A 26,739-nucleotide genomic window follows, 5' to 3' on the forward strand; every position below is an offset into this window, starting at 1 on the left:
TTAACAATTTTCAAAATTTTTTGTCGCCATAACAATCACTTACCGCCCTCCCCCCGGGAAATCGGGGGCAGCGCCGAAGATCACGATCAAATGATCGTAGCCTCCGGCGGTTATCGCAGGGTCAAACGTCCTCAGGCGATGTTGCCCAAGAGTTTTTCCCACTCCTTGTTTTCTTTCTTCGACACGCCGCCCAGCAGGTCAATCGCCTGACGCAGACGGAAACGAGTCAGGTCCGGACCGAGGATTTCCATTGCGTCGAGCACTGACACCGAACTGGCCTGACCGGTAATCGCAGCAAACATCAGCGGCATGGCGTCACGCAGCTTTAGCTCCAAGGATTCAACCACCGCCTGAATCGTCGCGGTAATGCTGTCCTTCTCCCACTGACGCAAGCTTTCCAGTTTCCACAAGATCAGCTGCATCAACTGACGAACCTGATCGCCCGAGAGATTTTTCGATTCAAACAGTTTGGCATCCGGGTTCACGCCACCGGCAAAGAAGAAGCCGGCCAGCGGTGCAACCTGGCTGAAGGTTTCAACGCGTCCCTGTACATGCGGCGCGATCTTCATCATGTACTCAGGGTTCAATGCCCAGGTTTGCAGGCGCGAAGCGAACTCTTCCACCGGCAGGTCACGCAGCCACTGGCCGTTGAGCCACGACAGCTTCTCGATGTCGAAAATCGGCCCGCCCAGCGAGACACGGCTCAAGTCGAAATGGTCGACCATTTCCTGCAACGAGAATTTCTCGCGCTCGTCCGGCATCGACCAGCCCATGCGGCCGAGGTAGTTGAGCATCGCTTCCGGCATGAAGCCCATGCGCTCGTAGAACGTCACCGAGGTCGGATTCTTGCGCTTGGACAGCTTGCTCTTGTCCGGGTTACGCAGCAGCGGCATGTAGCACAGCTCAGGTTGCTCCCAGCCGAAGTACTCGTACAACAGAATCAGTTTCGGCGCCGAGGGCAGCCACTCTTCACCGCGCAGGACATGGGTGATGCCCATCAAGTGGTCGTCGACCACGTTGGCCAGGAAGTACGTCGGCAGGCCGTCGGTCTTCATCAGCACCTGCATGTCCATGCGATCCCACGGGATCTCGACGTCACCACGCAGCATGTCCGGCACCACGCACACGCCTTCGCTCGGTACTTTCATGCGGATCACGTGAGGTTCGCCAGCGGCCAGGCGACGGGCGACTTCTTCCTTGGACAGCAACAGCGCGCGGCCGTCGTAACGTGGGGTTTCGCCGCGAGCCATTTGCTCGGCGCGCATCTGGTCCAGTTCTTCGGCGGTGCAGAAGCACGGGAAGGCATGACCCATTTCAACCAGCTGCTGGCAATACTTCTGGTAAATCTCACCGCGCTCGCTTTGACGGTAAGGACCGTGCGGGCCACCCACGTCCGGGCCTTCGCTCCAGTCGATACCCAACCAGCGCAGCGCGTCGAAAATCTGCTGTTCGGACTCGCGGGTCGAACGCAATTGGTCGGTGTCTTCAATCCGCAGGATGAACTCACCGCCATGCTGCTTGGCAAAGCAGTAGTTGAACAAAGCGATGTAAGCGGTACCTACGTGGGGGTCCCCGGTAGGCGATGGCGCGATGCGCGTGCGGACGGTGGTCATGGCAAGTCTCGAAATGAAGATAAAACAAAGGGCGAATGGTAACAGGCGATACCCGCCCCGCTCCAGTGAGCAGGGCATTTAAGCCAAGTTTGCGTCTACAGCGCGCGTATGGCGTGCTGAATGGCCGAATATCAACCGATGGCATTTACCGCTTGTCGGCTGTATGACAGATTCACCTGCTGATACCTTTCCTTACATTTTCTCGACTACAGTCTGCCCCATGCCTGCCCAACTCAAGCGTCGCCTGTTTATTTTCCTGCTGCTCATCCTGCTGATTGCCGGGGGCTTCTTCGCCCACTGGTTCTTCAAGGGTCGATTTTATGAAAGCACCGATAACGCCTATGTCCAGGGCGAGATCACCCGCGTCTCTAGCCAACTTAGCGCGCGCATCGACCAAGTATTGGTGCATGACAATCAGCACGTCGAAAAAGGCCAGCTGCTGATCAAGCTCGAAGGCGCCGATTTCGACCTCGCCGTCGACCGCGCCAGCGCCAGCCTTGCCACCCGCGAGGCCGAACGCCTGCAAGCACAAAGCAAACTCACCCAGCAATCCAGCCTGATCGCGGCCAGCGAAGCGCAAGTGGCCTCCAGCCAGGCCAGCCTCGGCAGGTCGCTCATCGATTTGACCCGAGCCCAAACTTTGCGCAAACCGGGCTTCATCTCAGAAGAACGGGTGACCACTCTGTCTGCCGACAACCACATCGCCCGCTCGCAAGTCGCCAAGGCCCAGGCCGATGCTCAGAGTCAACGTCAGCAGGTCAACGCCCTGTCCGCCGAGATCAAGCGTCTTGACGCGCAGATCGCCAATGCCAAGGCCGAGCTGGCGCAAGCCGAACTGAACCTGACCCGCAGCGAAATCCACGCGCCCATCAGCGGCCTGATCGGCCAGCGCGCCGCCCGCGAAGGCCAAGTGGTGCAGGCCGGCGCGTATTTGCTGTCGATCGTCCCGGACCAGGACATCTGGATTCAGGCCAACTTCAAAGAAACCCAGATTGGCCACATGCAGCCCGGCCAAAGCGCAGAGCTGACCTTCGACGCTTACAGCGACACGCCGATCAAGGCGCGTGTCGACAGCCTGTTCGCCGCTTCCGGGGCGCAGTTCAGCCTGTTACCACCGGACAATGCCACGGGCAACTTCACCAAAGTTGTACAACGGATCCCGGTAAAACTGACCTTCGACGCGGACAATCCGCTGCAAGGCAAGATCCGCCCGGGCATGTCGGTCACCGCTAAAGTGAACATCAAAGACGCCCCTGACGATGGCCGGTGATCAGTTGATCCGCCCGGTCGGCGAACCGACCCGGCGGGACTGGATTGCGGTCATGAGCGTGATGCTCGGCGCCTTCATGGCCGTGCTCGACATCCAGATCACCAACTCTTCGCTCAAGGACATTCAGGGCGCCCTGTCGGCCACACTGGAAGAAGGCTCGTGGATTTCCACCTCGTACCTGGTGGCGGAAATCATCATGATCCCGCTGACCGCCTGGCTCGTGCAATTGCTGTCCGCGCGACGGCTGGCGGTGTGGGTTTCACTGGGCTTCCTGGTCGCCTCGCTGCTGTGCTCCATGGCGTGGAGCCTGGAAAGCATGATCGTCTTCCGCGCCTTGCAGGGCTTTACCGGCGGCGCGCTGATCCCGCTGGCGTTCACCCTGACGCTGATCAAACTCCCCGAGCATCACCGCGCCAAGGGCATGGCCATGTTCGCCATGACCGCCACCTTTGCACCCTCCATCGGCCCGACACTGGGCGGTTGGCTGACTGAAAACTGGGGCTGGGAATACATCTTCTACATCAACGTGCCACCGGGGCTGATCATGATCGCCGGCCTGATGTACGGCCTGGAGAAGAAGGAAGCGCACTGGGAATTACTGAAAAGCACCGACTACATGGGCATTCTCACCCTCGGCGTCGGCCTCGGTTGTTTGCAGGTGTTTCTGGAAGAAGGCCACCGCAAGGACTGGCTGGAGTCAAACCTGATCGTGACCCTGGGCAGCATCGCGCTAATCAGCCTGATCACCTTTGTGATCGTGCAGTTTTCCAAACCTAACCCGCTGATCAACCTAGGCATCCTGCGCAACCGCAACTTTGGCTTGTCGAGTATTTCCAGCCTGGGGATGGGCGTCGGGCTGTATGGCTCGATTTATCTGTTGCCGCTGTACCTGGCGCAGATCCAGAACTACAACGCCCTGCAGATCGGCGAAGTGATCATGTGGATGGGCGTGCCACAGCTGTTTCTGATTCCGCTGGTGCCCAAGCTGATGAAGTACATTTCGCCGAAGTGGCTGTGTACGCTTGGATTCGGGCTGTTCGGGATGGCGAGTTTTTATTCTGGAGTATTGAACCCGGACTTCGCCGGACCGCAGTTCAATCAGATCCAGCTCCTGCGCGCACTGGGGCAACCCCTGATAATGGTCACCATTTCGCTGATCGCCACCGCGTACATCCTGCCGCAGGACGCAGGCTCGGCGTCGAGCCTGTTCAACATCCTGCGCAACCTCGGCGGCGCGATTGGCATCGCCCTCCTCGCCACCCTTCTGGACGCGCGAACCAAGACGTATTTTGATTATTTGCGCGAAGCCATCGTGCCAAGCAATCCGCAGGTGGCCGAGCGGCTGGCATCGATGGCGGACCGACTGGGCAATGAGACGGCGGCACTTGCGAAGATCAGCGAGATTGCGCACCAACAGGCATCAATCATGGCCTACAACGATGCATTTCACTTTGTCGGGATTGCGCTGGGGGTGAGCATGCTGGCGATCTTGCTGACCAAAAAATTGCCGGAGGGGATTAAGGCTGGGGAAGCACATTAAGACCGAGGTGCCCCTATCGCGAGCAAGCTCGGCTCCTACAGGAGCCGAGCTTGCTCGCGATGGCGGCCTGACAGGTGCTGCAAATCAAACGGTGATCAACCGCTCCCGCAACTTGCCAATCTCATCGCGCATCTGCGCCGCTGCTTCAAACTCCAGATCACGCGCCAATGCGTACATCTTCTCTTCCAGGGCTTTAATACGCTTGGCGATCTCGCCCGGCGAGCGCAGTTCGGCTTCGTACTTGGCACTCTCTTCGGCAGCCTTGGCCATGCCTTTGCGCTTCTTGCTGCGCGAGCCCGGCACGGTGGCGCCTTCCATGATGTCGGCAACGTCCTTGAACACGCCCTTGGGCGTAATGCCGTTGGCCAGGTTGAAGGCGATCTGTTTATCGCGACGGCGCTCGGTTTCGCCGATCGCCCGCTCCATGGAGCCGGTGATGCGGTCGGCGTACAAAATCGCCCGACCATTGAGGTTACGCGCCGCCCGGCCGATGGTCTGGATCAGCGAGCGCTCGGAGCGCAGGAAGCCTTCCTTATCCGCATCGAGAATCGCCACCAACGACACTTCCGGCATGTCCAGACCTTCACGCAGCAGGTTGATCCCCACCAGCACGTCGAACGTACCGAGGCGCAAATCGCGAATGATTTCAACCCGCTCCACGGTGTCGATGTCCGAGTGCAGATAGCGCACGCGAACGCCGTGGTCGGCCAGGTAATCGGTCAAGTCTTCGGACATGCGCTTGGTCAGAGTCGTGACCAGAACCCGCTCTTCGAGCGCGACTCGCTTGCCGATTTCCGAGAGCAAGTCGTCGACCTGAGTCAGCGCCGGGCGGATCTCGATTTGCGGATCGACCAGCCCCGTCGGACGCACCAGCTGCTCAACGATACGGCCTGCATGCTCTGCCTCGTAATTGCCCGGCGTCGCCGAGACAAAAATCGTCTGCGGGCTGATGCTTTCGAATTCGTCAAAACGCATCGGCCGGTTATCCAGCGCGGACGGCAGGCGGAAACCGTATTCCACCAGCGTCTCTTTACGCGAACGGTCGCCCTTATACATCGCGCCGACCTGCGGCACGCTGACGTGGGACTCGTCGATCACCAACAAGGCGTCGGCCGGCAGATAGTCGAACAACGTCGGCGGGGCCTGGCCGGATTCACGACCCGACAGATAGCGCGAGTAGTTTTCGATGCCGTTGCAATAGCCCAGCTCGAGGATCATCTCCAGGTCGAAGCGCGTGCGCTGCTCCAGACGCTGGGCCTCAACAAGCTTGTTGTTGGTGCGCAGGTAATCCAGACGCTCCTGCAACTCGACCTTGATCCCTTCGACGGCACCGAGCAGGGTTTCTCGTGGAGTCACGTAGTGGCTTTTCGGATAGAACGTGAAGCGCGGCAGCTTGCGGATCACCTCGCCCGTCAGTGGATCGAAGGCAGACAGGCTCTCGACCTCGTCATCGAACAACTCGATGCGGATCGCTTCGAAATCGGATTCCGCCGGGTGGATATCAATCACATCGCCGCGCACCCGGAAGGTTGCACGGGCGAAATCCATGTCGTTGCGGGTGTATTGCAAGTCCGCCAGGCGACGCAGCAAGGCACGCTGATCGAGTTTGTCGCCGCGATCCACGTGCAACACCATCTTCAAATAGGTTTCCGGGCTGCCCAGACCGTAGATGCATGACACGGTGGTGACGATGATCGCGTCTTTGCGCTCCAGCAATGCCTTGGTCGCAGACAGGCGCATCTGCTCGATGTGATCGTTGATCGAAGCGTCTTTTTCGATGAAGGTGTCGGACGACGGTACGTAGGCTTCAGGCTGGTAATAGTCGTAGTAGGAAACGAAGTACTCCACCGCGTTGTTCGGGAAAAACGCCTTGAACTCTCCGTACAACTGAGCGGCCAGGGTCTTGTTCGGCGCCAGCACCAGGGTCGGACGCTGCACTTGCGCGATCACGTTGGCGATGCTGAACGTCTTGCCGGAGCCTGTCACACCGAGCAACGTCTGGTGCGCCAGCCCGGCTTCGATGCCTTCGACCATCAGGCGGATGGCTTCCGGCTGATCGCCGGCGGGCTCGAAGCGGGTGACTAGCTGGAATTCAGACATTCAATACCCCTGGGGTCGCGCCTGACCGGTCAAACCGGACAGCAACGAGAAAGACCACAAACGACCGAAGTCGCCCGAGGAAAAAACTGGATTGTGCTCAATGTGGAGTCGATTGCCTGCTCTTTCAAGGCAAACGTCCTACATCCCGTGAATCCTTTGACGACGCTAATCGGTGAATGGTCGAAAAATAATCGGAAAAACTTAGCGGAAAAGCCGAATCGTCTGTCGCCATCAATCGCAGATGACCTCTATACTAGCTCCCCGTTTGTGCACCGCTCTAGTGCATTCGGCTGGAGCGCCACACGTCCCTCCACTCTCCATTCAGAGCCGCCGCAAAAATGAGCCTGTTCTCCGCTGTCGAAATGGCACCACGCGATCCAATCCTGGGCCTCAACGAAGCATTCAACGCCGATACCCGTACCAACAAGGTCAACCTGGGGGTCGGTGTTTACTGCAACGAGGAGGGGCGAATTCCACTCCTGCGCGCCGTTGTCGAAGCCGAGACGATTCGCGTCGCTCAACACGCTTCCCGTGGCTACTTGCCAATCGACGGCATCGCTGCCTACGACCAGGCTGTGCAGAAACTACTGTTCGGCAATGACTCGCCGCTGATCGCCGCTGGCCGCGTCATCACCACCCAGGCCGTGGGCGGTACTGGCGCACTGAAAATCGGTGCCGACTTCCTCAAGCAACTGCTGCCGAACGCTGTCGTGGCGATCAGCGACCCGAGCTGGGAAAACCACCGAGCACTGTTCGAAACCGCCGGTTTCCCGGTGCAGAACTACCGTTACTACGACGCCGCGACCCACGACGTTAACCGCGTCGGCCTGCTGGAAGACCTGAACGCTCTACCCGCAGGCTCGATCGTTGTGCTGCACGCCTGCTGCCACAACCCGACCGGCGTAGACCTGAGCCCGGCGGACTGGAACAACGTACTGGAAGTGGTTAAAGCCAAAGGCCACGTACCGTTCCTCGACATGGCCTACCAGGGCTTTGGCGATGGCATCGACGAAGACGCCGCGGCTGTGCGCCTGTTCGCTGAGTCGGGCCTGACCTTCTTCGTGTCCAGTTCGTTCTCCAAATCGTTTTCGCTGTACGGCGAGCGCGTTGGCGCCCTGTCGATCGTCAGCGAATCGAAAGAAGAAAGCGCGCGCGTGCTGTCGCAAGTCAAACGCGTGATCCGCACCAACTACTCCAACCCGCCAACCCACGGCGCAAGCATCGTCGCCGCGGTGTTGAACAGCCCGGTCCTGCGTGCCCAGTGGGAAGAAGAACTGGCTGAAATGCGCCTGCGGATTCGCGGCATGCGCATTCAGATGGTCGACCTGCTGGCGAAAAACGCCCCGCAGCACGACTTCAGCTTCGTGGGTCGTCAGTGCGGCATGTTCTCTTACTCCGGCCTGACGGTTGAGCAAGTCACCCGCCTGCGCACCGAGTTCGGCATCTACGCCCTGGACACCGGCCGCATCTGCGTGGCTGCTCTGAACCAGAGCAATATCGATGTGGTGACCAAGGCCATCGTTCAGGTGATCTGAGTCGTTCGGTGATATGAAAAACGGGAAGCCAAATGGCTTCCCGTTTTTTATTTGGCGCAGATAATTCTCAAAGCAGCGACTCAGCCCTCTAGACTCCACACAATTCAAATGCAGGAGCTGGCTTGCCTGCGAAGGCGGTCGCCCAGCCAACATCAATGTTGAATGTGACGGCCTCATCGAAGCCAGCTCCTACAGGTTTTGTGCACATCCAGGATTTTTACGAGAACCCACATGAAAAACGATGACCTACGCGCAGACCGCGATGAGCTGGACCACTTCGTGCCTCGCACTCCGGCCAAACGCGGCAGTAACCTGGTAATGCAAGTCGCTGCGGGCGTGTTTCTCGGCGGCCTGGCCTTGTGGCTGGTGCAACTGGGCGCCACGATGCTCTACGCCAAAATGATGCTCGGCACCTTTACGTTTGGCGGTTAAGCCAGTTCGGTGGCACGCTGACTGGCAGCATCGTCATAGGCGACATAGAGCGACTCGGCAATCTGACTCTTGATCGCCTTGGTGCTTTCCAGGCCCAGAACAAAACCTTCGGCCTTGCCGCCGGCACGGTTCAATTCCTCGGCAGTGCTGGCCTGCGTGATTGCGTCGAACAGTTTTTCGGCGTGGGGGCCAACACCTTTGGGCAAGCTGATCTGAGAGATGCTCATGCGAGCACCCCGTTGTTGTGGGGTGTGCAGGCTGGGTGATTCATGGCGCGTACCTTTTCGGCGAATGGCCGGCAGCGCGTGTTACCACTTCCGGGCGGCCATGGTAGACCTCTGGGACGAATCTGGTAACCGCCCATGGCCGATAAACCACCGTCTGTCCCGACGAATTGCCCATGTTGCTATCAGACGCTTGACTTCTCTTTTTGAATCAGTAACATAGGCGCCATTCCGCGATAGCTCAGTTGGTAGAGCAAGTGACTGTTAATCACTGGGTCCCTGGTTCGAGTCCAGGTCGTGGAGCAATTATTATGCTTTTACATGTTTCCACATGACCAGAAAGCAGCCTACAAGCCCCGCCTAGTGCGGGGTTTGTCGTTTCTGGGTGTATATTCATGCACCCGGATACCTTCACTGTTTAAGGGTACGTGAAGAGGTATGCCGGTTCGATTTGGAGGCATACCCCTATGGCACGCACCGCGACCCCCCTTTCCGACTCCAAGTGCGAGGCAGCCAAGCCCCGCCCCGACAAGGATAACAAGCTGTACGACGGCCAAGGCCTGATCCTGGTGGTCAAGCCCTCTGGCGTGAAGACTTGGCGGTTCAGGTTCATCCGGCCTGATGGCCGCGAAGGGCTGGACACCTTCGGCAACTATCCGGCGCTAGGGCTAAAGGCTGCACGACAGCGTCGAGCGGAAGCCCTGGAACTGCTGGCCCACGGGATAGACCCCATGGAGCACGCCAAGCAAGCCAAGGTCGAGGCTTCCAACGCCCGCAGCCACACCTTCAAGGCGATGGCGTTGGCGTGGCACGCTACGAACGCCCCCAAGTGGAAGGAGGGGTACGCGCATAGCGTCCTGCGCCGACTGGAAACTCACCTCTTTCCCAGCCTTGGAGCCCGCCCAGTCTCCGACCTGAAAGCCCGCGACCTGCTGGCACCGCTCAAGGTCGTGGAAAAGTCCGATGCACTGGATCTGGCCAACCGCCTACGCCAGTACCAGGAAGGCATTATGCGTCACGCCGTCCAACACGGGCATATCGACAGCAACCCAGCCCGCGACCTGGTGGGCGCGACCGCCACGGGAAAATCCAAGCGCCGCCCTGCACTGTCCTTCAATAAAATCCCCGACCTGCTGGAACGGCTCGAAGCCTACAAAGGGCGTCAACTCACTCGACTGACGGTTCACCTGGCGCTGCTGTTGTTCATCCGCTCCAGTGAGCTGCGCTTCGCTCGCTGGCCTGAAATTGATCTGAAGCGGGGTGTCTGGACGATCCCCGGCGAGCGGGCACCCATCGAGGGCGTGAAGTACTCCCACCGTGGCGCCAAGATGGCCACGGCCCACGTGGTGCCGCTGAGCCGACAGGCCATCGCCATGCTTAAGCAGATTCAGCAGATCACCGGACACCTTGACCTAGTGTTTGCCGGCGACCACCACCACTGGAAGCCGATGTCGGAGAACACTGTGAACAAGGCCCTCAGCCTGATGGGGTACGACACCAAGACGGAGTTGTGCGGCCACGGCTTCAGGGCTATGGCCTGCTCAGCCCTGACGGTGTCCAGGCTGTGGAGCAAGGACGCAGTAGAACATCAAATGAGCCACCTAGAGCGCAACAAGGTGCGCGGTGCCTATACCCACCTGGCTGAACACATGGAAGAACGTCGGCAAATGATGCAGTGGTGGGCCGACTACCTGGAGGCCAATCGGAAACAGCACATTACCCCATACGACTTTGCCCACCCGGAGGCCGAAGGCGACAACGTGGTGTCGATCCTGCGCGGCTAACTCACTTTCGAAGGCGTACCCCCACCTGCTGACCTACTATATAGGGCGTCATATGGAGGCACGCCGACCCATGAAAGAAGACAAAAAACAGCAGGCGCTCAACGAGCTTTCCCAGCGACTCGCTCAGTCGTTTCAACAAATCACTCAGCCGTTTCTACCCCTTGGCAAGTTAATTGGGCATATAGGGGCCAGTCTTTATGCCGATTATCAAGAGTGCTTGGAGGCAAACAGGAAGCTCGAAAACTTACCGACGGATGAATACAAGAAGATCCCTCAGCTCCTGGAGCAGAAACGCGAACAAAGAAAATCAGGCGGACGTGTGACAGGGGAGCAGCGGAAACAAAAAAAAGAGGTGGATCACGCCGAAGTAATAAAAATGTTCCACACACTGAAAACAAAAATGTCAGAGCGTGGCATCGCTGCAAAGATTGCCGAGCTGACCAAACTTCACCCAACCACTGTTCGGCGAATCTTGCGTGAGGCAGGGCTCAAGTAAAAAAGCGAACACAAGCTTGAGCAGGTGCTCGTTGTGACTCCTAACGTATGGGTGTTCATACACATTTGGAGACACCCAAAATGCTATCGCAATCGCTCATCGACAAAGGTCTGATTCCACAACCTGATACCTTTAAATTGATGGGAGTTTCTCGTTCCGGCGGGGAAAAACTCAAGCAAAACGACCCAGACTTCCCACAACCGATCAAATACGGCGAAAGCCGCCAAGCCGCCGTTTACTATGTCGTGGCCGAGGTCGAAGCGTACCTGGCGGCCAAGATCGCAGCACGCGACACTCGCTACAAAATGAGTAAGGAATCCCACCCCACTCAATACAAAGAAAATGCGGAATCCCACCCCAGCTCGCCTCCTGAACAACCCCTGTAATCGCCCATAACGACCCAACCTGCATATCAGCGGGGCGCTCCCGGCTTGCCCGGAAAACGCCCCATGAGGACTGGCTATGTCTCATAAACATATGTCCCAAAAACAAAGCCCGCTGAGGAACTGGCTGGCCTCTCACAACAACTCACAGCAATACCTTACGACTCCATCCGACTGCCGCCCAGCGTTCTGCACTGCCATGCAGGCCGTCTACGGGCCGCTTGATTGGCTGCCTGTGGCCGATGGCACCATTCACCGTTTCCGCGTACCTGATGACAAGCCCGGAAGCCTCAACGGCTGGTACATCTTGTATCTGGATGGCATCGCCTCGGGTGCGTTCGGTAGCTGGAAGGTTGGCGGCACTCACACCTGGAGCAGCCGCAAACCTGCCGATCCGCTGGAGGCGCTGTTGATCGCCCAGCGCAATGAGCAGGCCCGCCGTCAGCGGGAAGCCGTACAGCACCAGCGCCAGCAGTCTGCCGCCGAGTGGGCCGACCGTTGGTGGCGTGATGCGCGCCGCGCCGATCCTGCGCACCCGTACTTGATGACCAAGGGTGTCCGCTCCCACAGCCTGCGCCAACGTGGCGCCAATCTGTTGGTGCCGCTGTACCTGGATGGGCACCTGATCAATCTGCAACAGATCGCCCCGGACGGTTCGAAGCGCTTCCTGTCTGGTGGGCGCGTGAAGTGCTCCTATTCGCCCGTCGGCATCATCGGCGCCGACCAGCCTCTGTACGTCTGCGAGGGTCTTGCAACGGGTTTCACGATCCACGAGGAAACCGGCGCCGCCGTGGCCTGTGCCATGACTGCCAGCAACCTGCTGGCCGTGGGCGAGTACCTGCGCCGTCGCTACCCCGAGGCCGTGCTGATCGTTGGTGGCGATGACGACCGCAGCAAGGAAGCCGAGGGCAAGCCCAATACGGGCAAGCTGGCGGCGATCAAGGCAGCCGCTGCGCTGGGTTGCGGGCTGGTACTGCCGCCCTGGCCGGATGATGCTCCGCTGGGTTTGTCCGACTTCAATGACTTGCGCCAATGGAGAATTCAACAATGAATATTCCCGAACCTCCGGCGTTTGAGCAGGTGCCATTTGAGGCTTACGAAAATATCCCCGGCATCATGTGGGAACCAGATGTGGAGACCAAGGGGAACACCACGCGCAAACCGCTTGAAGGCGTGACGCAGTCATTGGTTCTACAAGCGACTTTCCCTGAGCCAGAACCCCTACTGCCCGAAATGGAAACCGCCACCCCCTATCCGCTAGACGCCCTGGGTGACTGCCTTGGCGCCGCCGCCATGGCCATTGTCGAAGCCGTACAGGTGCCGGAGGTTATGGCTGCCCAAACAATTCTTGCCGCCGCCGCACTGGCCGCTCAGGCACATGCCAACGTCAAGCGCGACGGGCAATTGATTCCGCTATCACTGTACCTTTTGACCGTAGCCGAATCGGGCGACCGAAAGTCATCGGCTGATCGCTGCGCACTGTCCGCCCACCAACAACACCAAAAAGACTTGATTCATGAATACAAGGGTACAAGCAAGAAACACCGCAATCATCGCGATGCCCATCAAAAGGCCCGTACTGCGATGCTGGATAAAGCCAAAGGCAATCCCGAGGCAGTTGCCGCTGAGCTGGACAAGCTAACAGTGCCCGAAGCACCTCCTTTGCCCTACATCCTTTGCGAAGAACCCACTATTGAAGGACTGGAAAAATCCCTACTGCGCGGCCAGCACTCGCAAGGGCTGTTCAGTGATGAAGGCGGCCAGTTCTTCGGTGGCTATGCCAGCAAGCCAGAGAACATCCTCAAGAGTGCGGCCTGGCTGGCCAAGCGCTGGGATGGGTCACCTCTCAACCGCACTCGTGCCGCTGACGGCGAAACCGATATGCGCAGTGGTTGCCGGCTGAGCGTGCACCTCATGATTCAGCCCGTTGTCGCCTTGACCGTGTTGAACGATCCCATCCTAAGAGGACAGGGCATCTTGGCGCGCTTCCTGATCGCGTGGCCGGAGTCTCTGGCTGGCAGCCGCTTCTATCGGGCAATTGATCTCACACAGGACAGTAGATTGGGTCGCTTCTGGGAACGCATGACGGCCCTGCTGAATCGAGAAGCACCGAAGGATGAACATGGTGAACTTGATCCGCCATCGTTGTCTCTGACGCCTGCGGCGATGGCGGTATGGATTGCCGAGCATGACACCATCGAGGGGCAGTTAGGTTCATGCGGTGATCTGCAAGTAATCAAGGCGACCGCCGCCAAGAGCGCGGAGAACATTCTTCGCATTGCCGGCGTGCTGGCCGTGGTGGAGGACAAAGCGAACATTGGCCCAGATCTGATCGAGCGCGCCGCGTTGCTCATGCGCTGGTATCTGGGCGAAGCCTTGCGCCTGACTGAGCAGGTGGAACCGCAGCTATTGCAAGCGCAAGAGCTGCTGAATCATATATTGGAGAAAGAGTGGCCACCCTTCGATGTACGAACAGCGCAGCAAAATGGAACAGGCACCTGCCGCAAGAGTGCCAAAGAGTGCAGAAAATTGCTGGCTATCCTGTGCGACCACCACTACCTGCTGACCACTGACGGCAAAATATTCACGATAAATCCGTTGGCGAAATCCTCAAAGCCTGCAACATCCGCTACATCCGCTACAAAGCCCGTACGGCAAGGCCTCAACGGTTGCAACAACGTTGCTACAAGTTGCTACCGCGCGACCGGGGACTCTGTTTTGTTGCAACCTGTAGCAACTGTGTTGCAAGCAACGGGAGGCTCTAAATCGACACTTGTAGCAAATGTAGCGGATGTAGCAGCACATTCAAAATTCCTAGACGGTTTGGCAGATGCGGGAAACGTGCGGATTGACTCAGCACCCGCAGAAAATCCGCAGAACGGAACCTTTGCATTGAGTCGGGAAGTATCTTTTTCTGATGACGCAGAGGATCTGTGATGGCCGCCATCGACTACCTACTGGAGAGGGGATTTACCGCGAAAAAAGCAGGAATGCGTATCCGGGTGTCTCCGGCTTCAAAGCTGACCAATGATGTCCGTCAGTATGTGAAATCTCACCGTTTGGAGTTGCTGGCCGAGCTCGCAGCGAATGACGGTGTTGAACGTCGATGTTTCTGGAACGTCATTCGCGATGGCAAGACGATTTGCACGATGGTCGGTGAGCCGAGCACCTACGCGGAAGCAATCCAGGAAGTTAAAGCCCGCTGGATTGATGCCGAGGTGAAGGTATGAAGCTTGCGTACAAGATTGCTGGCGCTGCTGGCGAGGGGGACTGAATCATTCGCCCCCACCACCCACCCCCTAAGTAGCACGCAGATGACGTGCCACTACCCCCCGGTATAGGTTCTTTTTTACCTTTTTTTGATCGGGGGTAGTTCGAAGCCCGGAATTCGCCGACTTTGTCGTGAAAAAATAGTGACCATTAATAGACATACTTTCCATACTTCCGTTAGAAGCATCTATTCGGTTTTCGACCTAAGCGGAGTTGCGCTTCAGACAACAATCGGCCAGAAGCAGCTATTCGCTGCTTTCAACTCTTGGACCGATTCAATTTGCATTGTTTGCAAGTACAAACACTCAACCATGCAGCACTCAGCTGTCGAAGCGGCTCAACGTTCTGTAATAGTCAAAGGGGATGTAGCGCGATTGTCGGTCGCGCATCACCTTGACCATCGTCACATCGGGATCTCGAGCAAAAAACAGACGTCCACCGTTGGCCACAAGGTTGTCGAGCACGTGCTCCTTTTCATCGATCACGCATTCGGGGTTGCGGTCAAACGCGCTGGTCATTGCCAAGTTCAACCAATGGGTCCCTGGTATCAGATCGCCCGCAAACAACACCGGACCACCAGGCAGTTGAACTTCGGGCAATAGTTGGCCCGGGGTATAACCATCGCTGGTGTGAAACCGCCAGCCCTCACCGAACGCCTCGCAGCCGGAATCACCGATCAACGTCAACCGCCCACTGCCTTCAAGCCGGTGATTTAGAGGTGAAACGAACAAATCCCGATCACGCGGATGCGGATGGCGTGCCCGCAGCCAATGACGTTCGCCGCAGAAGTACCGGGCTCGGGGAAACAACAGGCGTGGCATGTCCCCGTCCCTGATCAGTTCACTGAGCTCGCTGGAAAGATGCGCCTGTAGATGGGTCAACAGCACGGCATCCACGGCATTTTCATCCAGGCCATGTTGCGCCAGACTTTCGAGCAATCCCGGTTCGCGCGGGTGACAGCGGCAATTGCGATGCCCAGATGCCAGCAGCCCATCGGCGCCAGCCATGACCAGCGTGTTCTTGCCCTGCTCTTGCACCAGCATTGTCCGCGCCGCGATCTCCACCAGGTTGTCGTGGTCGGGCCTCATCAAATCTGCCCAACGCCGGCGCGGGGTCTGGCCGAACAAAATGCCGCCATCAAGCCTGCGAGATGTGCCCGCCAGGGTGGAAATAGTACGTTCCACGATGCCTACCTTTTTAATTTTGTCATCTCGACGACCGCTTGAAGTGTTTCCTCGGGCGTCAGGTTAAGCCCGCGCACTCACCCGCCACACCCCCCTTTTGGGGGGAAGGTTAACCACTGACAGGTGGCCCGAATACGCCACATAACATTGTCAAGCTAAGCTATAGGCGGTGTTTCGACCTGTGCAGCCATCCGGAGATAATCATGATCAATCAACATCGTCGTGCATCTTCACCTCGACTGTGCCGGTTATTAAAACAGTGTTGCGTGGCTCTGAGCCTGTGCGCTCCGGCCGGTCTGACCAGCGCTGCGATCAACGCGCCGGTCTCTGCGCAGCAAGCGCAAACCCTGGCGAAGGAGGCTTATGTTTTTGGCTTGCCGCTGGTGTACATACAGACCCAGAGTGACATACAGACTCACGTCACCAAGGTCGGAAAGCTTCAAGCGCCCCTCAACCAGTTCGTCCACTATCGCGAGTTTCCCAACGCGGATAACAAGACCGTCGTCGGTCTGAATGTCGACACGCTGTATTCGCTGGCCAACCTGGATTTATCCAGAGAACCGATGGTTTTGTTCGTCCCGCCGATGGGCGACCGGTTCTGGATCATGCAATTGATCGACGCCTGGAACAACGTGCCGCACGCGCCCGGCTCGCGCACACTGGGTGGCAAAGGTGGCACGTTCGCCATCGTTGGCCCCGACTGGCGCGGGACGTTGCCCAAGGGCATGACCGAACTGCGCATGCCTACCAGTCTTGCGCTACTGGGGGGCCGCACCTATACCGCAGGAACCGAGGATTACCCCGCCGTTCACGCGCTGCAAGACCAGTACAAACTGGTGCCGCTTTCGGCGTGGGGCAATGCCTACACACCACCGGACAACCTGCCTCTTAAACCCGGTGTGGATAGCAAGACCCCCGTGCCGGCCCAAGTGGACGTCATGCCGGCTCAAGTGTTTTTTCAACGTTTGAATGCATTGATGGTGCATAACCCACCCTACCCGGCCGACAGCCCTGTGATGACTCGAATTGCGCAGATAGGTATCAAGCCCGGCGTAGCATTCGACATGCAGCGATTCACACCGCAAGTACAACAGGCGATCGAGCGCGGGGTTGCAGAAGGTCGACAAGCTGTTCACGACGAAGAAGCAAAACTGGGCAAGCGAGTAAACGGCTGGAACCTGACCCGTGACATGGGTCGCTATGGCACCCAGTACACCTATCGGGCCGCATGGACCTATTTTGGTGTCGGTGGCAATTTGATCGAGGACGCCTTTTATCCACTATCGCTGATAGACGGCGACGGCAAACCTTATGACGCGGCTCACCGATACGTCCTGCACTTCACCAAGGAGCAGCTGCCTCCAGTCAATGCCTTCTGGTCTTTGACGATGTACGACAAGGAATCGTATCTGGTTCCCAACACGCTAAACCGTTACGCATTGGGTGATCGAAGTCACCTCACATTTGACGACGACGGCTCTCTCACGCTTTACATCCAGAAGGATTCGCCAGGAGGCGACAAGAAAGCGAACTGGCTGCCGACGCCAGCACAAGGTGGGTTCAAGTTGGCATTGCGCCTATACGCGCCGAAATCGGAAGTAACTAACGGCGAATGGGTACCACCGGCCGTCAAACGCATTGATTGAAAATGAGGACGCTTTGCTGCCTCTGGCTGCAAAGCGTCCTCTTTTCTCAGCGCCTGCCTTCGATCCACTGGCTTGCACGTTCGAAAAGCTTCAGCGCAGCCTGATGCAACTGCACCCCGATTTCTCTGGATGCCTTGCCGGCGCAGGCACGAGCGTGGGTACCCTCAAGCACGATACCCAGCTTGTAACAGGCCAAAACCGCGTACCACTGCACGTGGCTCAGGTCGCGTTTACTGCCCATGGCGTAACGGGCTATCAGCGCCCCGGCGTCAGGAAATCCGCTCCATGGCTGCGGGGTAGCCGGGCCCGTGGCGATGCCATCAGCATCCGGCCAGGTCGCGAGCATCCAGCCGAGGTCCAGCAATGGATCCCCTGCCGTGGTCATTTCCCAGTCGACGATGGCACCTAATTGCGGCCCGTCATTGCGGAACATTACGTTGGCCAAGTGATAGTCACCATGCATCAGTCCCGGTTCGAACGTTGGGGGTCGTCGTTGCTCCAGCCAACGCCCGATGGCGCCCACATCGCCCAACGCCTGCGAACCACTCCAGCCGGTGAACTCCTCGTAACTATGGAGCAACGCTTGCCAGCGCGGGACCTGGCGTTCGAGGAAACCCTCGACCTTGCCCAGGTCGCTCAAGCCAACCCGTGCCAGATCGACCCGACCCAAGGCCGCGGCACCATCAGCCAAGGCCAGGCCCATGGCATGCCGTACGGCCAGGTCGCCGGCATGCAGGGCCGGCATCCGCTCGCACGCGTTGAACCCCTCAATGGGCTCCATCAGATAAAACGCCGAACCCAACACCTCAGTGTCTTTACACCCGGCGATGAATCCCGCATGCGGCACGTCGGTGGCGGCCAGCGCCTGCAAGACCCGCATTTCACGGCGCATCGTGGCGTTGCCGTCCATGCGCGGATGCAGCGGCGGCCGGCGCAGGACATAGTCGCGGCCGCTACGGTGCAGAAGCAGTAGCAGGTTCTGGGTGCCACCGGCCAGTGGTTGCGCACCACTGATCGGCCCCTCGCCCAGCCCCTCGACGTCCATCCACCGTTGCAGCCGAGGGATATCCACCAGTGTCTGCCAATCCAAGCCGTTTTCCATTTTGCTCATCAGGCACTCCCGTCATTCATGCCAAGAGCGCCCGTCACAGGACACCTTGCAGGTCTTCGAGCACATCGCCGTACTGGTTCAATGCACGGGCACGTTGACGCGGCAGGTGGTACGCCGGGAACAACTCGTCGCACGCCTGATAGGTATCGAGGATCTCTCGGGCCACGGTGACTTTGTGCACTTCGGTAGGACCGTCGGCCAGTCCCAGGAAATACGAGTTGACCACGCTATGTACAAATGGCATTTCATCGGACACGCCGATCGAGCCATGCAGGTGCAGGGCGCGGGAGGCGATATCGTGCAGGACCTTGGGCATGACGGCCTTGACGGCAGCGATGTCCTTGCGCACGCGTTTGTAGTCCTGGTGTTTGTCAATCAGCCAGGCAGTTCGCAATACCAGCAGACGGAATTGCTCCAGCTCGATCCAGCTGTCGGCGATCTTCTCCTGCACCATCTGCTTGCGGGCCAGGCGTTCGCCCTTGGTCACCCGCGACAGTACCCGTTCGCAGGCCATGTCGAGGATCATTTTTGCCTCACCGATAGTGCGCATCGCATGGTGAATGCGACCTCCACCAAGGCGTGTTTGTGCGACCACGAAGGCCTGGCCGACGCCACCGAGAATATGATCGGCCGGCACGCGGACGTTGGTGTAGCGCACGTAGGCATGGGTGGCGACTTTCTCGGAGGCAAAGCCCACATCACGAACAATCTCCAGGCCCGGTGTACCTGCCGGAACGATAAACATCGACTGACTGGAAATCAGTGGGGCTTCAGGATCGGTCACGGCCATCACGATGAAGAAGTCGGCATAGCGAGCGTTGGATGAAAACCACTTTTCGCCATTGATGACCCACTCGTCACCCTCGAGGACAGCCCGAGTGGTGAACACCTGAGGATCTGAACCACCCTGGGGTTCAGTCATTGAAAAGCACGAAACAATATCGTTGGCCAACAACGGTTCCAGCCAGCGTCGCTTCTGTTCCGGGGTACCGAAGTGGGCGAGGATTTCCGCATTGCCGGTATCAGGCGCCTGGCAACCGAATACGATCGGGGCAAAGTCTGAGCGCCCGAGAATTTCGTTCATCAAGCCCAGCTTCACCTGCCCAAAACCTTGCCCGCCGAGTTCAGGTCCCAAATGGCTGGCCCACAGGCCACGGGCCTTGACCTCAGCCTGCAATGGCCGCACCAGGCGCACGTTGGCCGGGTTCTTCACGTCATAGGCGCAGTCCAGAATATGGTCGAGCGGCTCAACGCGGGTGCGCACGAATTCATCCATCCAGTCGAGCTCAGCCTGGAATTGGGCATCGGTTTCAAAGGACCAGCTCATGTCATTACTCCGTCGCAATTAACGCCACCGAGCGGTGGCCAATGTAGGGTTTCGAAGGGTTCAGGCCAGCGTAAGTCCGCCGTCCACCAGCAAGGTTTGCCCCACCATGTAGGAGGACAAAGGCGAGGCCAGGAACACCGCTGCACCCGCCATCTCCTCGGGCAGGCCCATGCGCCTGAGTGGGATACGTGCCAATAGTCCCTGCAGGCGCTCTGGTGATTGCGTGCTGACCCGTGTCAACTTGGTATCGACCAATCCCGGAGCAATGCCATTGACCCGAATACCCTGATTTGCCCAAGCGTCGCCCAGGGTGGCGGTGAGCCCGACGACGCCCGACTTGGAGGCGGCATAGGCCGGGTTGCCACGGGTCGTGCGAAAACCCGCCGTAGAACTCAGAGTGATCAATGCCCCTTGGCTGCGTTGCAGCATGTCCTGGAACTTGAGCGAGCACGCCATCATGCTGCCCAGATTGACCCGCATGACTTTGTCGAAGCCCTGCATATCGAATTCGGCGCGCTTGTACAAAATCGTGCCTTGGGCCAGTACCAACACATCAAGACGCTCGAATGCCGGCTGAACCTCTTCGATAGCCGACTGTTCGTTCAAATCGACCTGGGCATAGTGCAAGCCTTGCAAGTCCGAGCCTTCTTCCATGCTGTAGTCGCAGGCGTGCGAGCGAGTGCCCCACACATGCACCTGGGCGCCGAGTTCGCGGAAGCTTTGGGCGATGCCATTACCAATGCCACTGGAGCCACCGACCACCAAAACAGTCTTGCCGGTGAAGTCGAGCGCGTTGGCGAAGTTGCGCGTGGGGTCGCACGATAGCGGTTGCGTCATGAATGAAATCTCTCTCGTTGAATACGCAGTCTGGATGCAGTGCAGAATCAGCCGGCGCTCAATCCGCCATCGACGGCGAGCGCGTGCCCGGTGATGAAACTGGCACCGTCGCTGCACAGGAACAGCACGGCGTTGGCCACCTCGTCGGCACGCCCCAGCCGGCCGATGGGATGCATGGCCGCAGAGCGTTCCGCCACTAAGGGATCGATCTTGATCATCTGCTCGAGCATGGGCGTCTCGATGACCGCCGGGCACACGGCATTGATGCGGATACCCTTTTTCGCATATTCGATGGCCGCGGATTTGGTCAGTGCGACGACAGCGTGTTTACTGGCGCTGTAAATGCCCATTTTGCGAATGCCGCGCAGGCCGGCGACCGAGGCTGTGTTGACAATAGCCCCGTGCCCCTGGGCCAGCATGACCTCCAGCTGGTGCTTCATGCACAGCCAGACGCCTTTGACGTTCACGTCCATCAGCGCGTCGTAAACCTCTTCACCGCTGTCACCCACACGGCCTTTCTCACGCTCGATTCCGGCGTTGTTGTGGGCATAGTCAATGGCCCCATAAGCCACGAGTACCTGTTCCGTGAGTTGCTTGACCTGGGCATCGCAGGTCACGTCGCAGGCGAAGAAGCTGGCTTCGCCACCCGCCTCGCGAATCATCCGCACGGTGGTTTCGCCACCGTCGCGCTGACAATCAACCACCGCAACCTTCATGCCTGCCGCGGCGAAAGCGATAGCGGTGGCCCTGCCGATTCCACCCGCAGCCCCTGTTACCAAAGCAACCTGACCGGAAAAACTGCTGTTCATCATTTTTGCTCCAATGGATTGCGACGCTGTGCCAGCGCCCGTCATGGCGAAATAGTCAGAAAGTGTTCATGACGCCGGACTCGCGCCCGAGAAACTGCGGCTCGCGTTTCCCCAGAAACGCCTGGGCACCCTGTTCGAAGGTGGGCCTGTCCAAGAGCTCGCGCTGGCGATCCGTTTCATAGGTCAACTGTTCACCCAGCGAATTGCCTCTGGCCACATCGAATACACGACGTGCCTCGATCACACCGTGGGCGGGTAAAGAGGCCAGTTGACGGGCTACGTCCATGGCCTGGCCTAACAAAGCTTCACTGTCCACGCAGGCGTGAATCATCCCCCAGCGTTCAGCTTGTTCGGCCGACCAGCGCCCGCCAGTCAACGTCAGGGCCAACGCCCGTGGTCCGCCGAGCAGGCGCTCGAGGAACCACGACGAACCGAGGTCCGGCACCAGGCCGAGTTTTGGCACGAACGGCAGGTAGAAGTACGCCGAACGCGCAGCGATGATGACGTCTGCCGCCAGTGCTATCCCCACGGCGCCCCCGGCAACACCACCGTTCAAGGCAGTCACCACGGGTACCGGCAGCTCTCGCAGTTGGGCTATGACGGGGTTGAACACCCCTTCCATCATGCGTGCGACATTCGCCCCACGGCTTAGCCCCGGCTCACCGCCGTGCAACAATTCATTCAATTGCGCCCCGGCGCTAAACAGCTTGCCGTTGGCGGTCAACACCAAGGCCCGCACGCGGTTGTCCTGGCGCACCTCGGCCAAGGCTTCGAGGACTTCCCCCAGCATCGCCGCGCTCAAGGCATTGAGCAGTTCCGGCTGGTTGAGCGTGAGGACGGCGACGGCGTCGCGTTTTTCGTAGGTGATCATCTGGTAGTTCACGGTGGCTGGTTTTCCTGAAAAAAGGGCCCGAGAACCCATAAAGAAGCAAAGCGATGCCCAACTGTGTCAGTCGACCCGCATCAGTCGGCTGTATGTCTTGATGTGATGGTCATCGTTACCGAACTGATGGTTGAGCATCAGCAAGTGCTTGGCGTGGTGCGACAACACGTACTCCCAGGTCAGGCCGATGCCACCGTGCAACTGAATACCCTGGTCGGCGATGAACCGGCCGGCGCGCACGATCAGGACTTTGGCGGCTGCCAGGGTGCGGCTGCGGTCGTCGTTGTCCGGTGCGTCCGCTGCGCAAGAGGCGAGGATGGCCATCGATGTGGCCTGGTCCAGTTCGATGCGCATGTCCACCATGCGGTGCTGCAAAACCTGGAACTTGCCGATCGCCTGGCCGAACTGTTTGCGCGTCTTCAGATAGTCGAGGGTCAGGTCGCACACCGCTTCCATGCTGCCCACCGCTTCGGCGCACTGCGCCGCAATCGCTCGGCCCTGCTGATAACGCAAAGCCGTCAGGGCCTGGCCCGCTTCACCGAGCATCGCGGCAGCGCTGACAACAACGTTTTCAAGGTACAGGTCGCAAGCCTTGCGTCCGTCCATGGTGGGATAGGCACGACGGCTGACGCCCGGTGCATTGGGGTCGAGCAAGAACAGGCTGACACCTTTTTCATCGCGCTCGCTGCCGGCAGTGCGCGCCGACACTACGATCATCCCGGCGCTGTGGCCGGCGACTACCACCGATTTACGGCCATTGAGTTTCCAGCCGCCGCTTACCGCCTCGGCGCTAGTACGCACATCGTGCAATTGGTAATGACTGGTCGGCTCATCGACAGCGACCGCCAGTTGCAATTGACCGCTGGCGACCTGCGGCAGCAATTCGCTGCGCTGCTCGTCGTTGCCAAGCTGGCTCAGCAGGCCACCGGCAAAAATCACCGAATGAAGGTAGGGTTCCAGGCACAAGCCACGGCCCAGCTCGGTCATGGTCAGCAGGGTCTCTACTCCACCGCCGCCGAAGCCGCCGTACTCGGACGCAAATGGCACGGCGGTCAGCCCAAGTTCGCCGAGCTGCTGCCAGAACGCGACACTGAAACCCTCTTCACTTGCGGCAAAGCGCTCGCGCAACTCGAAATCGTAGCTGTCACGCACCAGACGGGAGACGGTGTCTTGCAGCATCTGCTGCTCTTCGGAAAGTTTGAAGTCCATGATCGATAAGCCCCTTACAACTCAAGAATCATCTTGGCGATGATGTTCTTCTGGATTTCGTTGGAACCGCCGTAGACCGAGGTCTTGCGCATGTCCAGGTACTGGCTGAATGGTGCGGTGCTGTAGTCGCGGTACAGGTCCGGTTGGTCGCCGTAACCGAGTTCTTCTTCGACAAAAGGCATGGCATACGGGCCCAGCGTCTTGCTCATCAGGTAGGTGATGGCCTGGCGAATCTCCGAGCCCTTGATCTTCAGGAACGAACTCTCGGCACCGGGAACCCCACCGTCACGGGCGGACGCAAGGGTGCGCAAGTTGCTCATCTCGATTGCTCTCAGCTGGATCTCCAGATCGGCGATTTGCAGGCGCAATTGATCGTCATCGATCAAGGGCAAACCGTCTCGCTGCTCCTGGCTTGCGATCTGCTTGAGCCGCGAAAGCATCTGTTTGGCTTGGCCGATGCCGACAATGCTGGTGCGCTCGTGGGTCAACAGATACTTGGCGCAGGTCCAGCCCTTGTTTTCTTCACCGACCAGGTTCTGCACCGGCACCCGCACGTCGTCGAGGAACACTTCATTGACTTCGTGTTCACCGTCGAGGGTGATGATCGGCCGAACGGTGATGCCCGGGGTTTTCATATCGATCAGCAAGAAGCTGATACCGCGTTGCTGTTGTGCGTCGGGGTCGGTACGGACCAGGCAAAACATCCAGTCAGCGTAATGGGCCGTGGTGGTCCAGGTTTTCTGGCCATTGACCACGTAGTGATCGCCATCGCGAACAGCACGTGTCTTCAAGGCGGCAAGGTCAGAACCGGCCCCCGGCTCGGAATAGCCCTGGCACCACCAGTCTTCGCAACTGAGAATGCGCGGCAGGAAACGCGCCTGCTGCTCGGGTGTACCAAACTTGATGATCACCGGAGCGACCATGTTGACACCGAATGGCACGATGCCCGGTGCACCGAACGCGGCGCACTCTTCCTCGAAAATATGCTTCTCGACCACCCCCCACCCGGTGCCACCAAACTCCACGGGCCATCCGGCGGCCAGCCATCCCCGCTCATTGAGCAGGCGCATCCAGGCCACTTGGTCCTCTTTATTGAAATGCTTGCCATGGCGTCCGCGTGCAGCAATATCGGCCGGCACTGTGTGACGCAAAAACGCGCGCACTTCCTCGCGGAAGGCCTGTTCGGCAGGGGTGAACTGGATATCCACTGATGTACTCCTCGCATTCGGCTGAAGGGGGTCAGGAACGGCCCGACTCGCCCACCGACAGCCACGGTAGAGGAATGAACCGAGCGCGCACCCACCCGGTCAGGGGGAAAAAACCCACCCCCCTCTCCTGCTGGCGGTAGCACCACAGGAACACCGCCATGGCGTCAAATGACGACGCTTTGGCGTCCAATGACGAGACTCATGGCTATCGCCGCGCCGGCTCTCTAAACAACCATTGGGAGGTGAAATAACTGGCTGCCACAGACAGTCACTCAACAAGAAAAACAGACGCGCCGTCTTCACTGGCGCCAACTGGAGCACTGCCCATGAAGTTCAATCGACGCCAAACCCTTACCCTGCTGGCCGCCGCCAGCGCCACGCCCCTGCTTGGCATCAGTGCCTACAAGGCCAGTGCCGATGCCAAGCCAGCCGATCTGCCGCTGACACCCGAACAGGCCCGCGAGATTGCCCGGGAAGCGTTTCTCTGGGGCATGCACCCGGTGGCGATTTATCACTTTCGCTACAACCTCGTGCAGAACGAACAGAACCCCCGCTATGTTGGCCTCAACCGCCTACGGCTGGCACGTGCGCCCTACTCTGCCAAGCAACGCGGGGCCACGACGCCGAACGCCACCACGCTTTATGGCAACGCCATGCTCGACCTGAGTGCGGAACCGGTGGTGGTCACGATCCCGGCAGTCGACCAGCGTTACTGGAGCCTGCAGATGGCCGACAACTATTCGCGCTGGTGGCACATGATCGGCAGCCAGTTCAATGCGCCCGGCCCGGTGCGCCGTTTGTTCGTCGGTCCGAACTGGAGCGGAAAGTTGCCCGCCGACTTTGTCGGCGAAGAAATCGTGCAATCGGATTCGGACTTTGCCGTCGCGTTGTTGCGCATCGCCCTGACCGACGACACCGCGCAAGAGCTTAAGACCATCAACGCAATCATGGACCGCGTCACACTCATGCCCCTGAGCCAATGGATCGCAGCGGGTAAAAAAGAGATCAGGGCCGAAGACGTGCCGCTGATGCGCGCCAGCTATCCGACGTTCCCGGGCATGGAGAACATGCGCGAGCCAGGTCGCCTCAAGGGTACGGACTTTCTGCGTTGGGTCAGCCTGATCCTCAATGATCCGAGCTTCACCAAGCAAGCGGACGGACACAAGGAAATTGCTGCCTTCGCCCGCTTCGAGCGACTGGGCCTCAAAGCTGGGCAAACCTTCGAACCGGGCAGTCTATCGGCTCCAGTTTTGGCGGCTATCGAAGCGGGGATCGAGGATGGCAGAAAGGCGGTCCAGGCACAGATTGCCAAGGGCCTGGGGGCTGACATGAATGGCTGGTCGCTCTCCACCAATCTGGGTTACCAGGACAGCGACTGGTTGATGCGTGCCGTGTACGGCTACGTCGCAATACTCGGGCCGATTCCTTCGCGCTCGCACACCGCCGGCTTTGCCCTCAGCGATTCCCGGGGCCAGCCGCTGCACGGCGAGCACCGCTACACCCTCACTTTCGATCTGGCCGACATGCCGCCCGTCACCGAATTCTGGGAACTGCCGCTGTACGACCGCGAAGGTTACTTCGTCGACAACCCAATCAACCGCTACTCGCTCAACAGCTACATGCTCCAGCGCGGCAAGTTGCACACCGCCGGGGGCAAACTGGTGATTTATGTGCAGCACGAGGCGCCGACCGACCCTGACCAACGCCGCAACTGGCTGCCGGCACCCAAGGAAGGCTTCCAGTTCGCCGCGCGTTTCTATGGACCCCGCGGACCGCTGATCGACGCCAGCTACGCCATGCCCGGTGCCGTTCGGGTGAGTTGATCCCTGAGGTATTCATGACGACCTTTAGCGCCAGTTTTAACTCTTCAGAGAACCC

The 26,739-nt window shown here is 59.0% G+C and carries 23 protein-coding genes and 1 tRNA gene; 13 read left to right on the forward strand and 11 right to left on the reverse strand.

What is annotated here, in order from left to right; all coding sequences use genetic code 11:
* Positions 1-131 precede the first annotated feature (131 nt).
* Complete coding sequence (gene gltX, locus AC3ISI_RS18975) at positions 132-1,613, reverse strand: glutamate--tRNA ligase (protein WP_489333299.1); 1,482 nt, start codon at positions 1,611-1,613, stop codon at positions 132-134.
* Positions 1,614-1,833: 220 nt separating this feature from the next.
* Here gltX and AC3ISI_RS18980 point away from each other — a divergent pair, with 220 nt between their 5' ends.
* Both AC3ISI_RS18980 and AC3ISI_RS18985 read left to right on the forward strand, forming a co-directional pair.
* Positions 1,834-2,883: an HlyD family secretion protein gene (locus AC3ISI_RS18980; protein ID WP_489333300.1), complete on the forward strand. Its 1,050-nt coding sequence runs from the start codon at positions 1,834-1,836 to the stop codon at positions 2,881-2,883.
* A complete protein-coding gene (locus tag AC3ISI_RS18985; protein ID WP_489333301.1) occupies positions 2,873-4,423 on the forward strand; it encodes an MDR family MFS transporter in 1,551 nt (516 codons plus the stop codon). Before AC3ISI_RS18980 ends, AC3ISI_RS18985 begins: the two co-directional genes overlap by 11 nt.
* A gap of 84 nt (positions 4,424-4,507) precedes the next feature.
* On the opposite strand, the gene uvrB is transcribed toward AC3ISI_RS18985, so the two are convergent.
* Positions 4,508-6,523 carry an excinuclease ABC subunit UvrB gene (gene uvrB, locus AC3ISI_RS18990; RefSeq protein WP_489333302.1) on the reverse strand — a complete coding sequence of 672 codons (2,016 nt, stop codon included), beginning with the start codon at positions 6,521-6,523 and terminating at the stop codon, positions 4,508-4,510.
* Between the two features lie 338 nt (positions 6,524-6,861).
* On the opposite strand from uvrB, the gene AC3ISI_RS18995 reads away from it, so the two are divergent.
* Both AC3ISI_RS18995 and AC3ISI_RS19000 read left to right on the forward strand, forming a co-directional pair.
* Positions 6,862-8,058, forward strand: coding sequence for an amino acid aminotransferase (locus tag AC3ISI_RS18995; RefSeq protein WP_489333303.1), 1,197 nt, complete (start codon positions 6,862-6,864; stop codon positions 8,056-8,058).
* A 231-nt stretch (positions 8,059-8,289) separates the two neighbouring features.
* Positions 8,290-8,490, forward strand: a complete 201-nt coding sequence (locus tag AC3ISI_RS19000) for a hypothetical protein (RefSeq protein ID WP_489333304.1) — start codon at positions 8,290-8,292, stop codon at positions 8,488-8,490.
* Here AC3ISI_RS19000 and AC3ISI_RS19005 read toward each other — a convergent pair.
* The gene (locus AC3ISI_RS19005) at positions 8,487-8,717 is read right to left on the reverse strand and encodes a hypothetical protein (RefSeq protein ID WP_489333305.1); all 231 of its coding nucleotides are present in this window, start codon (positions 8,715-8,717) and stop codon (positions 8,487-8,489) included. The two genes, AC3ISI_RS19000 and AC3ISI_RS19005, sit on opposite strands and share 4 nt — an antisense overlap.
* Before the next feature lie 227 nt (positions 8,718-8,944).
* On the opposite strand from AC3ISI_RS19005, the gene AC3ISI_RS19010 reads away from it, so the two are divergent.
* The 7 genes from AC3ISI_RS19010 (at position 8,945) to AC3ISI_RS19040 (ending at position 14,607) form a co-directional block, all read left to right on the forward strand.
* Positions 8,945-9,017: transfer RNA gene (locus AC3ISI_RS19010), tRNA-Asn, on the forward strand.
* A gap of 164 nt (positions 9,018-9,181) precedes the next feature.
* Positions 9,182-10,498: a tyrosine-type recombinase/integrase gene (locus AC3ISI_RS19015; protein ID WP_489333306.1), complete on the forward strand. Its 1,317-nt coding sequence runs from the start codon at positions 9,182-9,184 to the stop codon at positions 10,496-10,498.
* A 70-nt stretch (positions 10,499-10,568) separates the two neighbouring features.
* Positions 10,569-10,994, forward strand: coding sequence for a hypothetical protein (locus AC3ISI_RS19020; RefSeq protein WP_489333307.1), 426 nt, complete (start codon positions 10,569-10,571; stop codon positions 10,992-10,994).
* Between the two features lie 80 nt (positions 10,995-11,074).
* Positions 11,075-11,380, forward strand: coding sequence for a helix-turn-helix transcriptional regulator (locus tag AC3ISI_RS19025; protein WP_320396248.1), 306 nt, complete (start codon positions 11,075-11,077; stop codon positions 11,378-11,380).
* Between the two features lie 196 nt (positions 11,381-11,576).
* Entirely contained in the window at positions 11,577-12,428 is an 852-nt protein-coding gene (locus tag AC3ISI_RS19030; RefSeq protein ID WP_489333308.1) for a toprim domain-containing protein, read from the forward strand.
* Positions 12,425-14,314: a YfjI family protein gene (locus tag AC3ISI_RS19035; RefSeq protein ID WP_489333309.1), complete on the forward strand. Its 1,890-nt coding sequence runs from the start codon at positions 12,425-12,427 to the stop codon at positions 14,312-14,314. The genes AC3ISI_RS19030 and AC3ISI_RS19035 overlap by 4 nt, the downstream gene beginning before the upstream one ends.
* Positions 14,314-14,607, forward strand: a complete 294-nt coding sequence (locus AC3ISI_RS19040; RefSeq protein ID WP_489333310.1) for a hypothetical protein — start codon at positions 14,314-14,316, stop codon at positions 14,605-14,607. Before AC3ISI_RS19035 ends, AC3ISI_RS19040 begins: the two co-directional genes overlap by 1 nt.
* Before the next feature lie 360 nt (positions 14,608-14,967).
* Here AC3ISI_RS19040 and AC3ISI_RS19045 read toward each other — a convergent pair whose 3' ends face one another.
* Positions 14,968-15,831 (reverse strand): MBL fold metallo-hydrolase, encoded by an 864-nt coding sequence (locus tag AC3ISI_RS19045; RefSeq protein WP_489333311.1) that lies wholly within the window; start codon positions 15,829-15,831, stop codon positions 14,968-14,970.
* Positions 15,832-16,034: 203 nt separating this feature from the next.
* Between AC3ISI_RS19045 and AC3ISI_RS19050 the strand changes: the two genes are divergently transcribed.
* On the forward strand, positions 16,035-17,477 hold the full coding sequence (locus AC3ISI_RS19050) for a DUF1254 domain-containing protein (RefSeq protein ID WP_489333312.1): 1,443 nt from the start codon (positions 16,035-16,037) through the stop codon (positions 17,475-17,477).
* 46 nt (positions 17,478-17,523) lie between these two features.
* On the opposite strand, the gene AC3ISI_RS19055 is transcribed toward AC3ISI_RS19050, so the two are convergent.
* The 7 genes from AC3ISI_RS19055 to AC3ISI_RS19085 form a co-directional block, all read right to left on the reverse strand.
* A complete protein-coding gene (locus AC3ISI_RS19055) occupies positions 17,524-18,588 on the reverse strand; it encodes a phosphotransferase family protein (RefSeq protein ID WP_007942989.1) in 1,065 nt (354 codons plus the stop codon).
* A 34-nt stretch (positions 18,589-18,622) separates the two neighbouring features.
* Positions 18,623-19,915 carry an acyl-CoA dehydrogenase family protein gene (locus AC3ISI_RS19060; protein ID WP_034150893.1) on the reverse strand — a complete coding sequence of 431 codons (1,293 nt, stop codon included), beginning with the start codon at positions 19,913-19,915 and terminating at the stop codon, positions 18,623-18,625.
* Between the two features lie 60 nt (positions 19,916-19,975).
* A complete protein-coding gene (locus AC3ISI_RS19065) occupies positions 19,976-20,752 on the reverse strand; it encodes an SDR family NAD(P)-dependent oxidoreductase (RefSeq protein ID WP_489333313.1) in 777 nt (258 codons plus the stop codon).
* Positions 20,753-20,799: 47 nt separating this feature from the next.
* Entirely contained in the window at positions 20,800-21,561 is a 762-nt protein-coding gene (locus AC3ISI_RS19070; protein WP_489337752.1) for an SDR family oxidoreductase, read from the reverse strand.
* Positions 21,562-21,616: 55 nt separating this feature from the next.
* Complete coding sequence (locus AC3ISI_RS19075; protein ID WP_489333314.1) at positions 21,617-22,444, reverse strand: enoyl-CoA hydratase-related protein; 828 nt, start codon at positions 22,442-22,444, stop codon at positions 21,617-21,619.
* Between the two features lie 66 nt (positions 22,445-22,510).
* The gene (locus AC3ISI_RS19080; RefSeq protein ID WP_489333315.1) at positions 22,511-23,653 is read right to left on the reverse strand and encodes an acyl-CoA dehydrogenase family protein; all 1,143 of its coding nucleotides are present in this window, start codon (positions 23,651-23,653) and stop codon (positions 22,511-22,513) included.
* A gap of 14 nt (positions 23,654-23,667) precedes the next feature.
* Entirely contained in the window at positions 23,668-24,861 is a 1,194-nt protein-coding gene (locus tag AC3ISI_RS19085) for an acyl-CoA dehydrogenase family protein (RefSeq protein WP_320396238.1), read from the reverse strand.
* A gap of 326 nt (positions 24,862-25,187) precedes the next feature.
* On the opposite strand from AC3ISI_RS19085, the gene AC3ISI_RS19090 reads away from it, so the two are divergent.
* A complete protein-coding gene (locus AC3ISI_RS19090; protein WP_489333316.1) occupies positions 25,188-26,684 on the forward strand; it encodes a DUF1254 domain-containing protein in 1,497 nt (498 codons plus the stop codon).
* Positions 26,685-26,739: the final 55 nt, after the last annotated feature.

This window comes from Pseudomonas sp. GL_139_B, from assembly GCF_057834475.1.

What these genes read in the sequence shown, in the direction of transcription:
- gltX (WP_489333299.1), bottom strand. Translation starts at nt 1,613, where the DNA reads ATGACCACCGTCCGCACGCGCATCGCGCCATCGCCTACCGGGGACCCC.
- AC3ISI_RS18980 (WP_489333300.1), top strand. Translation starts at nt 1,834, where the DNA reads ATGCCTGCCCAACTCAAGCGTCGCCTGTTTATTTTCCTGCTGCTCATC.
- AC3ISI_RS18985 (WP_489333301.1), top strand. Translation starts at nt 2,873, where the DNA reads ATGGCCGGTGATCAGTTGATCCGCCCGGTCGGCGAACCGACCCGGCGG.
- uvrB (WP_489333302.1), bottom strand. Translation starts at nt 6,523, where the DNA reads ATGTCTGAATTCCAGCTAGTCACCCGCTTCGAGCCCGCCGGCGATCAG.
- AC3ISI_RS18995 (WP_489333303.1), top strand. Translation starts at nt 6,862, where the DNA reads ATGAGCCTGTTCTCCGCTGTCGAAATGGCACCACGCGATCCAATCCTG.
- AC3ISI_RS19000 (WP_489333304.1), top strand. Translation starts at nt 8,290, where the DNA reads ATGAAAAACGATGACCTACGCGCAGACCGCGATGAGCTGGACCACTTC.
- AC3ISI_RS19005 (WP_489333305.1), bottom strand. Translation starts at nt 8,717, where the DNA reads ATGAGCATCTCTCAGATCAGCTTGCCCAAAGGTGTTGGCCCCCACGCC.
- AC3ISI_RS19015 (WP_489333306.1), top strand. Translation starts at nt 9,182, where the DNA reads ATGGCACGCACCGCGACCCCCCTTTCCGACTCCAAGTGCGAGGCAGCC.
- AC3ISI_RS19020 (WP_489333307.1), top strand. Translation starts at nt 10,569, where the DNA reads ATGAAAGAAGACAAAAAACAGCAGGCGCTCAACGAGCTTTCCCAGCGA.
- AC3ISI_RS19025 (WP_320396248.1), top strand. Translation starts at nt 11,075, where the DNA reads ATGCTATCGCAATCGCTCATCGACAAAGGTCTGATTCCACAACCTGAT.
- AC3ISI_RS19030 (WP_489333308.1), top strand. Translation starts at nt 11,577, where the DNA reads ATGCAGGCCGTCTACGGGCCGCTTGATTGGCTGCCTGTGGCCGATGGC.
- AC3ISI_RS19035 (WP_489333309.1), top strand. Translation starts at nt 12,425, where the DNA reads ATGAATATTCCCGAACCTCCGGCGTTTGAGCAGGTGCCATTTGAGGCT.
- AC3ISI_RS19040 (WP_489333310.1), top strand. Translation starts at nt 14,314, where the DNA reads ATGGCCGCCATCGACTACCTACTGGAGAGGGGATTTACCGCGAAAAAA.
- AC3ISI_RS19050 (WP_489333312.1), top strand. Translation starts at nt 16,035, where the DNA reads ATGATCAATCAACATCGTCGTGCATCTTCACCTCGACTGTGCCGGTTA.
- AC3ISI_RS19055 (WP_007942989.1), bottom strand. Translation starts at nt 18,588, where the DNA reads ATGAGCAAAATGGAAAACGGCTTGGATTGGCAGACACTGGTGGATATC.
- AC3ISI_RS19060 (WP_034150893.1), bottom strand. Translation starts at nt 19,915, where the DNA reads ATGAGCTGGTCCTTTGAAACCGATGCCCAATTCCAGGCTGAGCTCGAC.
- AC3ISI_RS19065 (WP_489333313.1), bottom strand. Translation starts at nt 20,752, where the DNA reads ATGACGCAACCGCTATCGTGCGACCCCACGCGCAACTTCGCCAACGCG.
- AC3ISI_RS19070 (WP_489337752.1), bottom strand. Translation starts at nt 21,561, where the DNA reads ATGAACAGCAGTTTTTCCGGTCAGGTTGCTTTGGTAACAGGGGCTGCG.
- AC3ISI_RS19080 (WP_489333315.1), bottom strand. Translation starts at nt 23,653, where the DNA reads ATGGACTTCAAACTTTCCGAAGAGCAGCAGATGCTGCAAGACACCGTC.
- AC3ISI_RS19090 (WP_489333316.1), top strand. Translation starts at nt 25,188, where the DNA reads ATGAAGTTCAATCGACGCCAAACCCTTACCCTGCTGGCCGCCGCCAGC.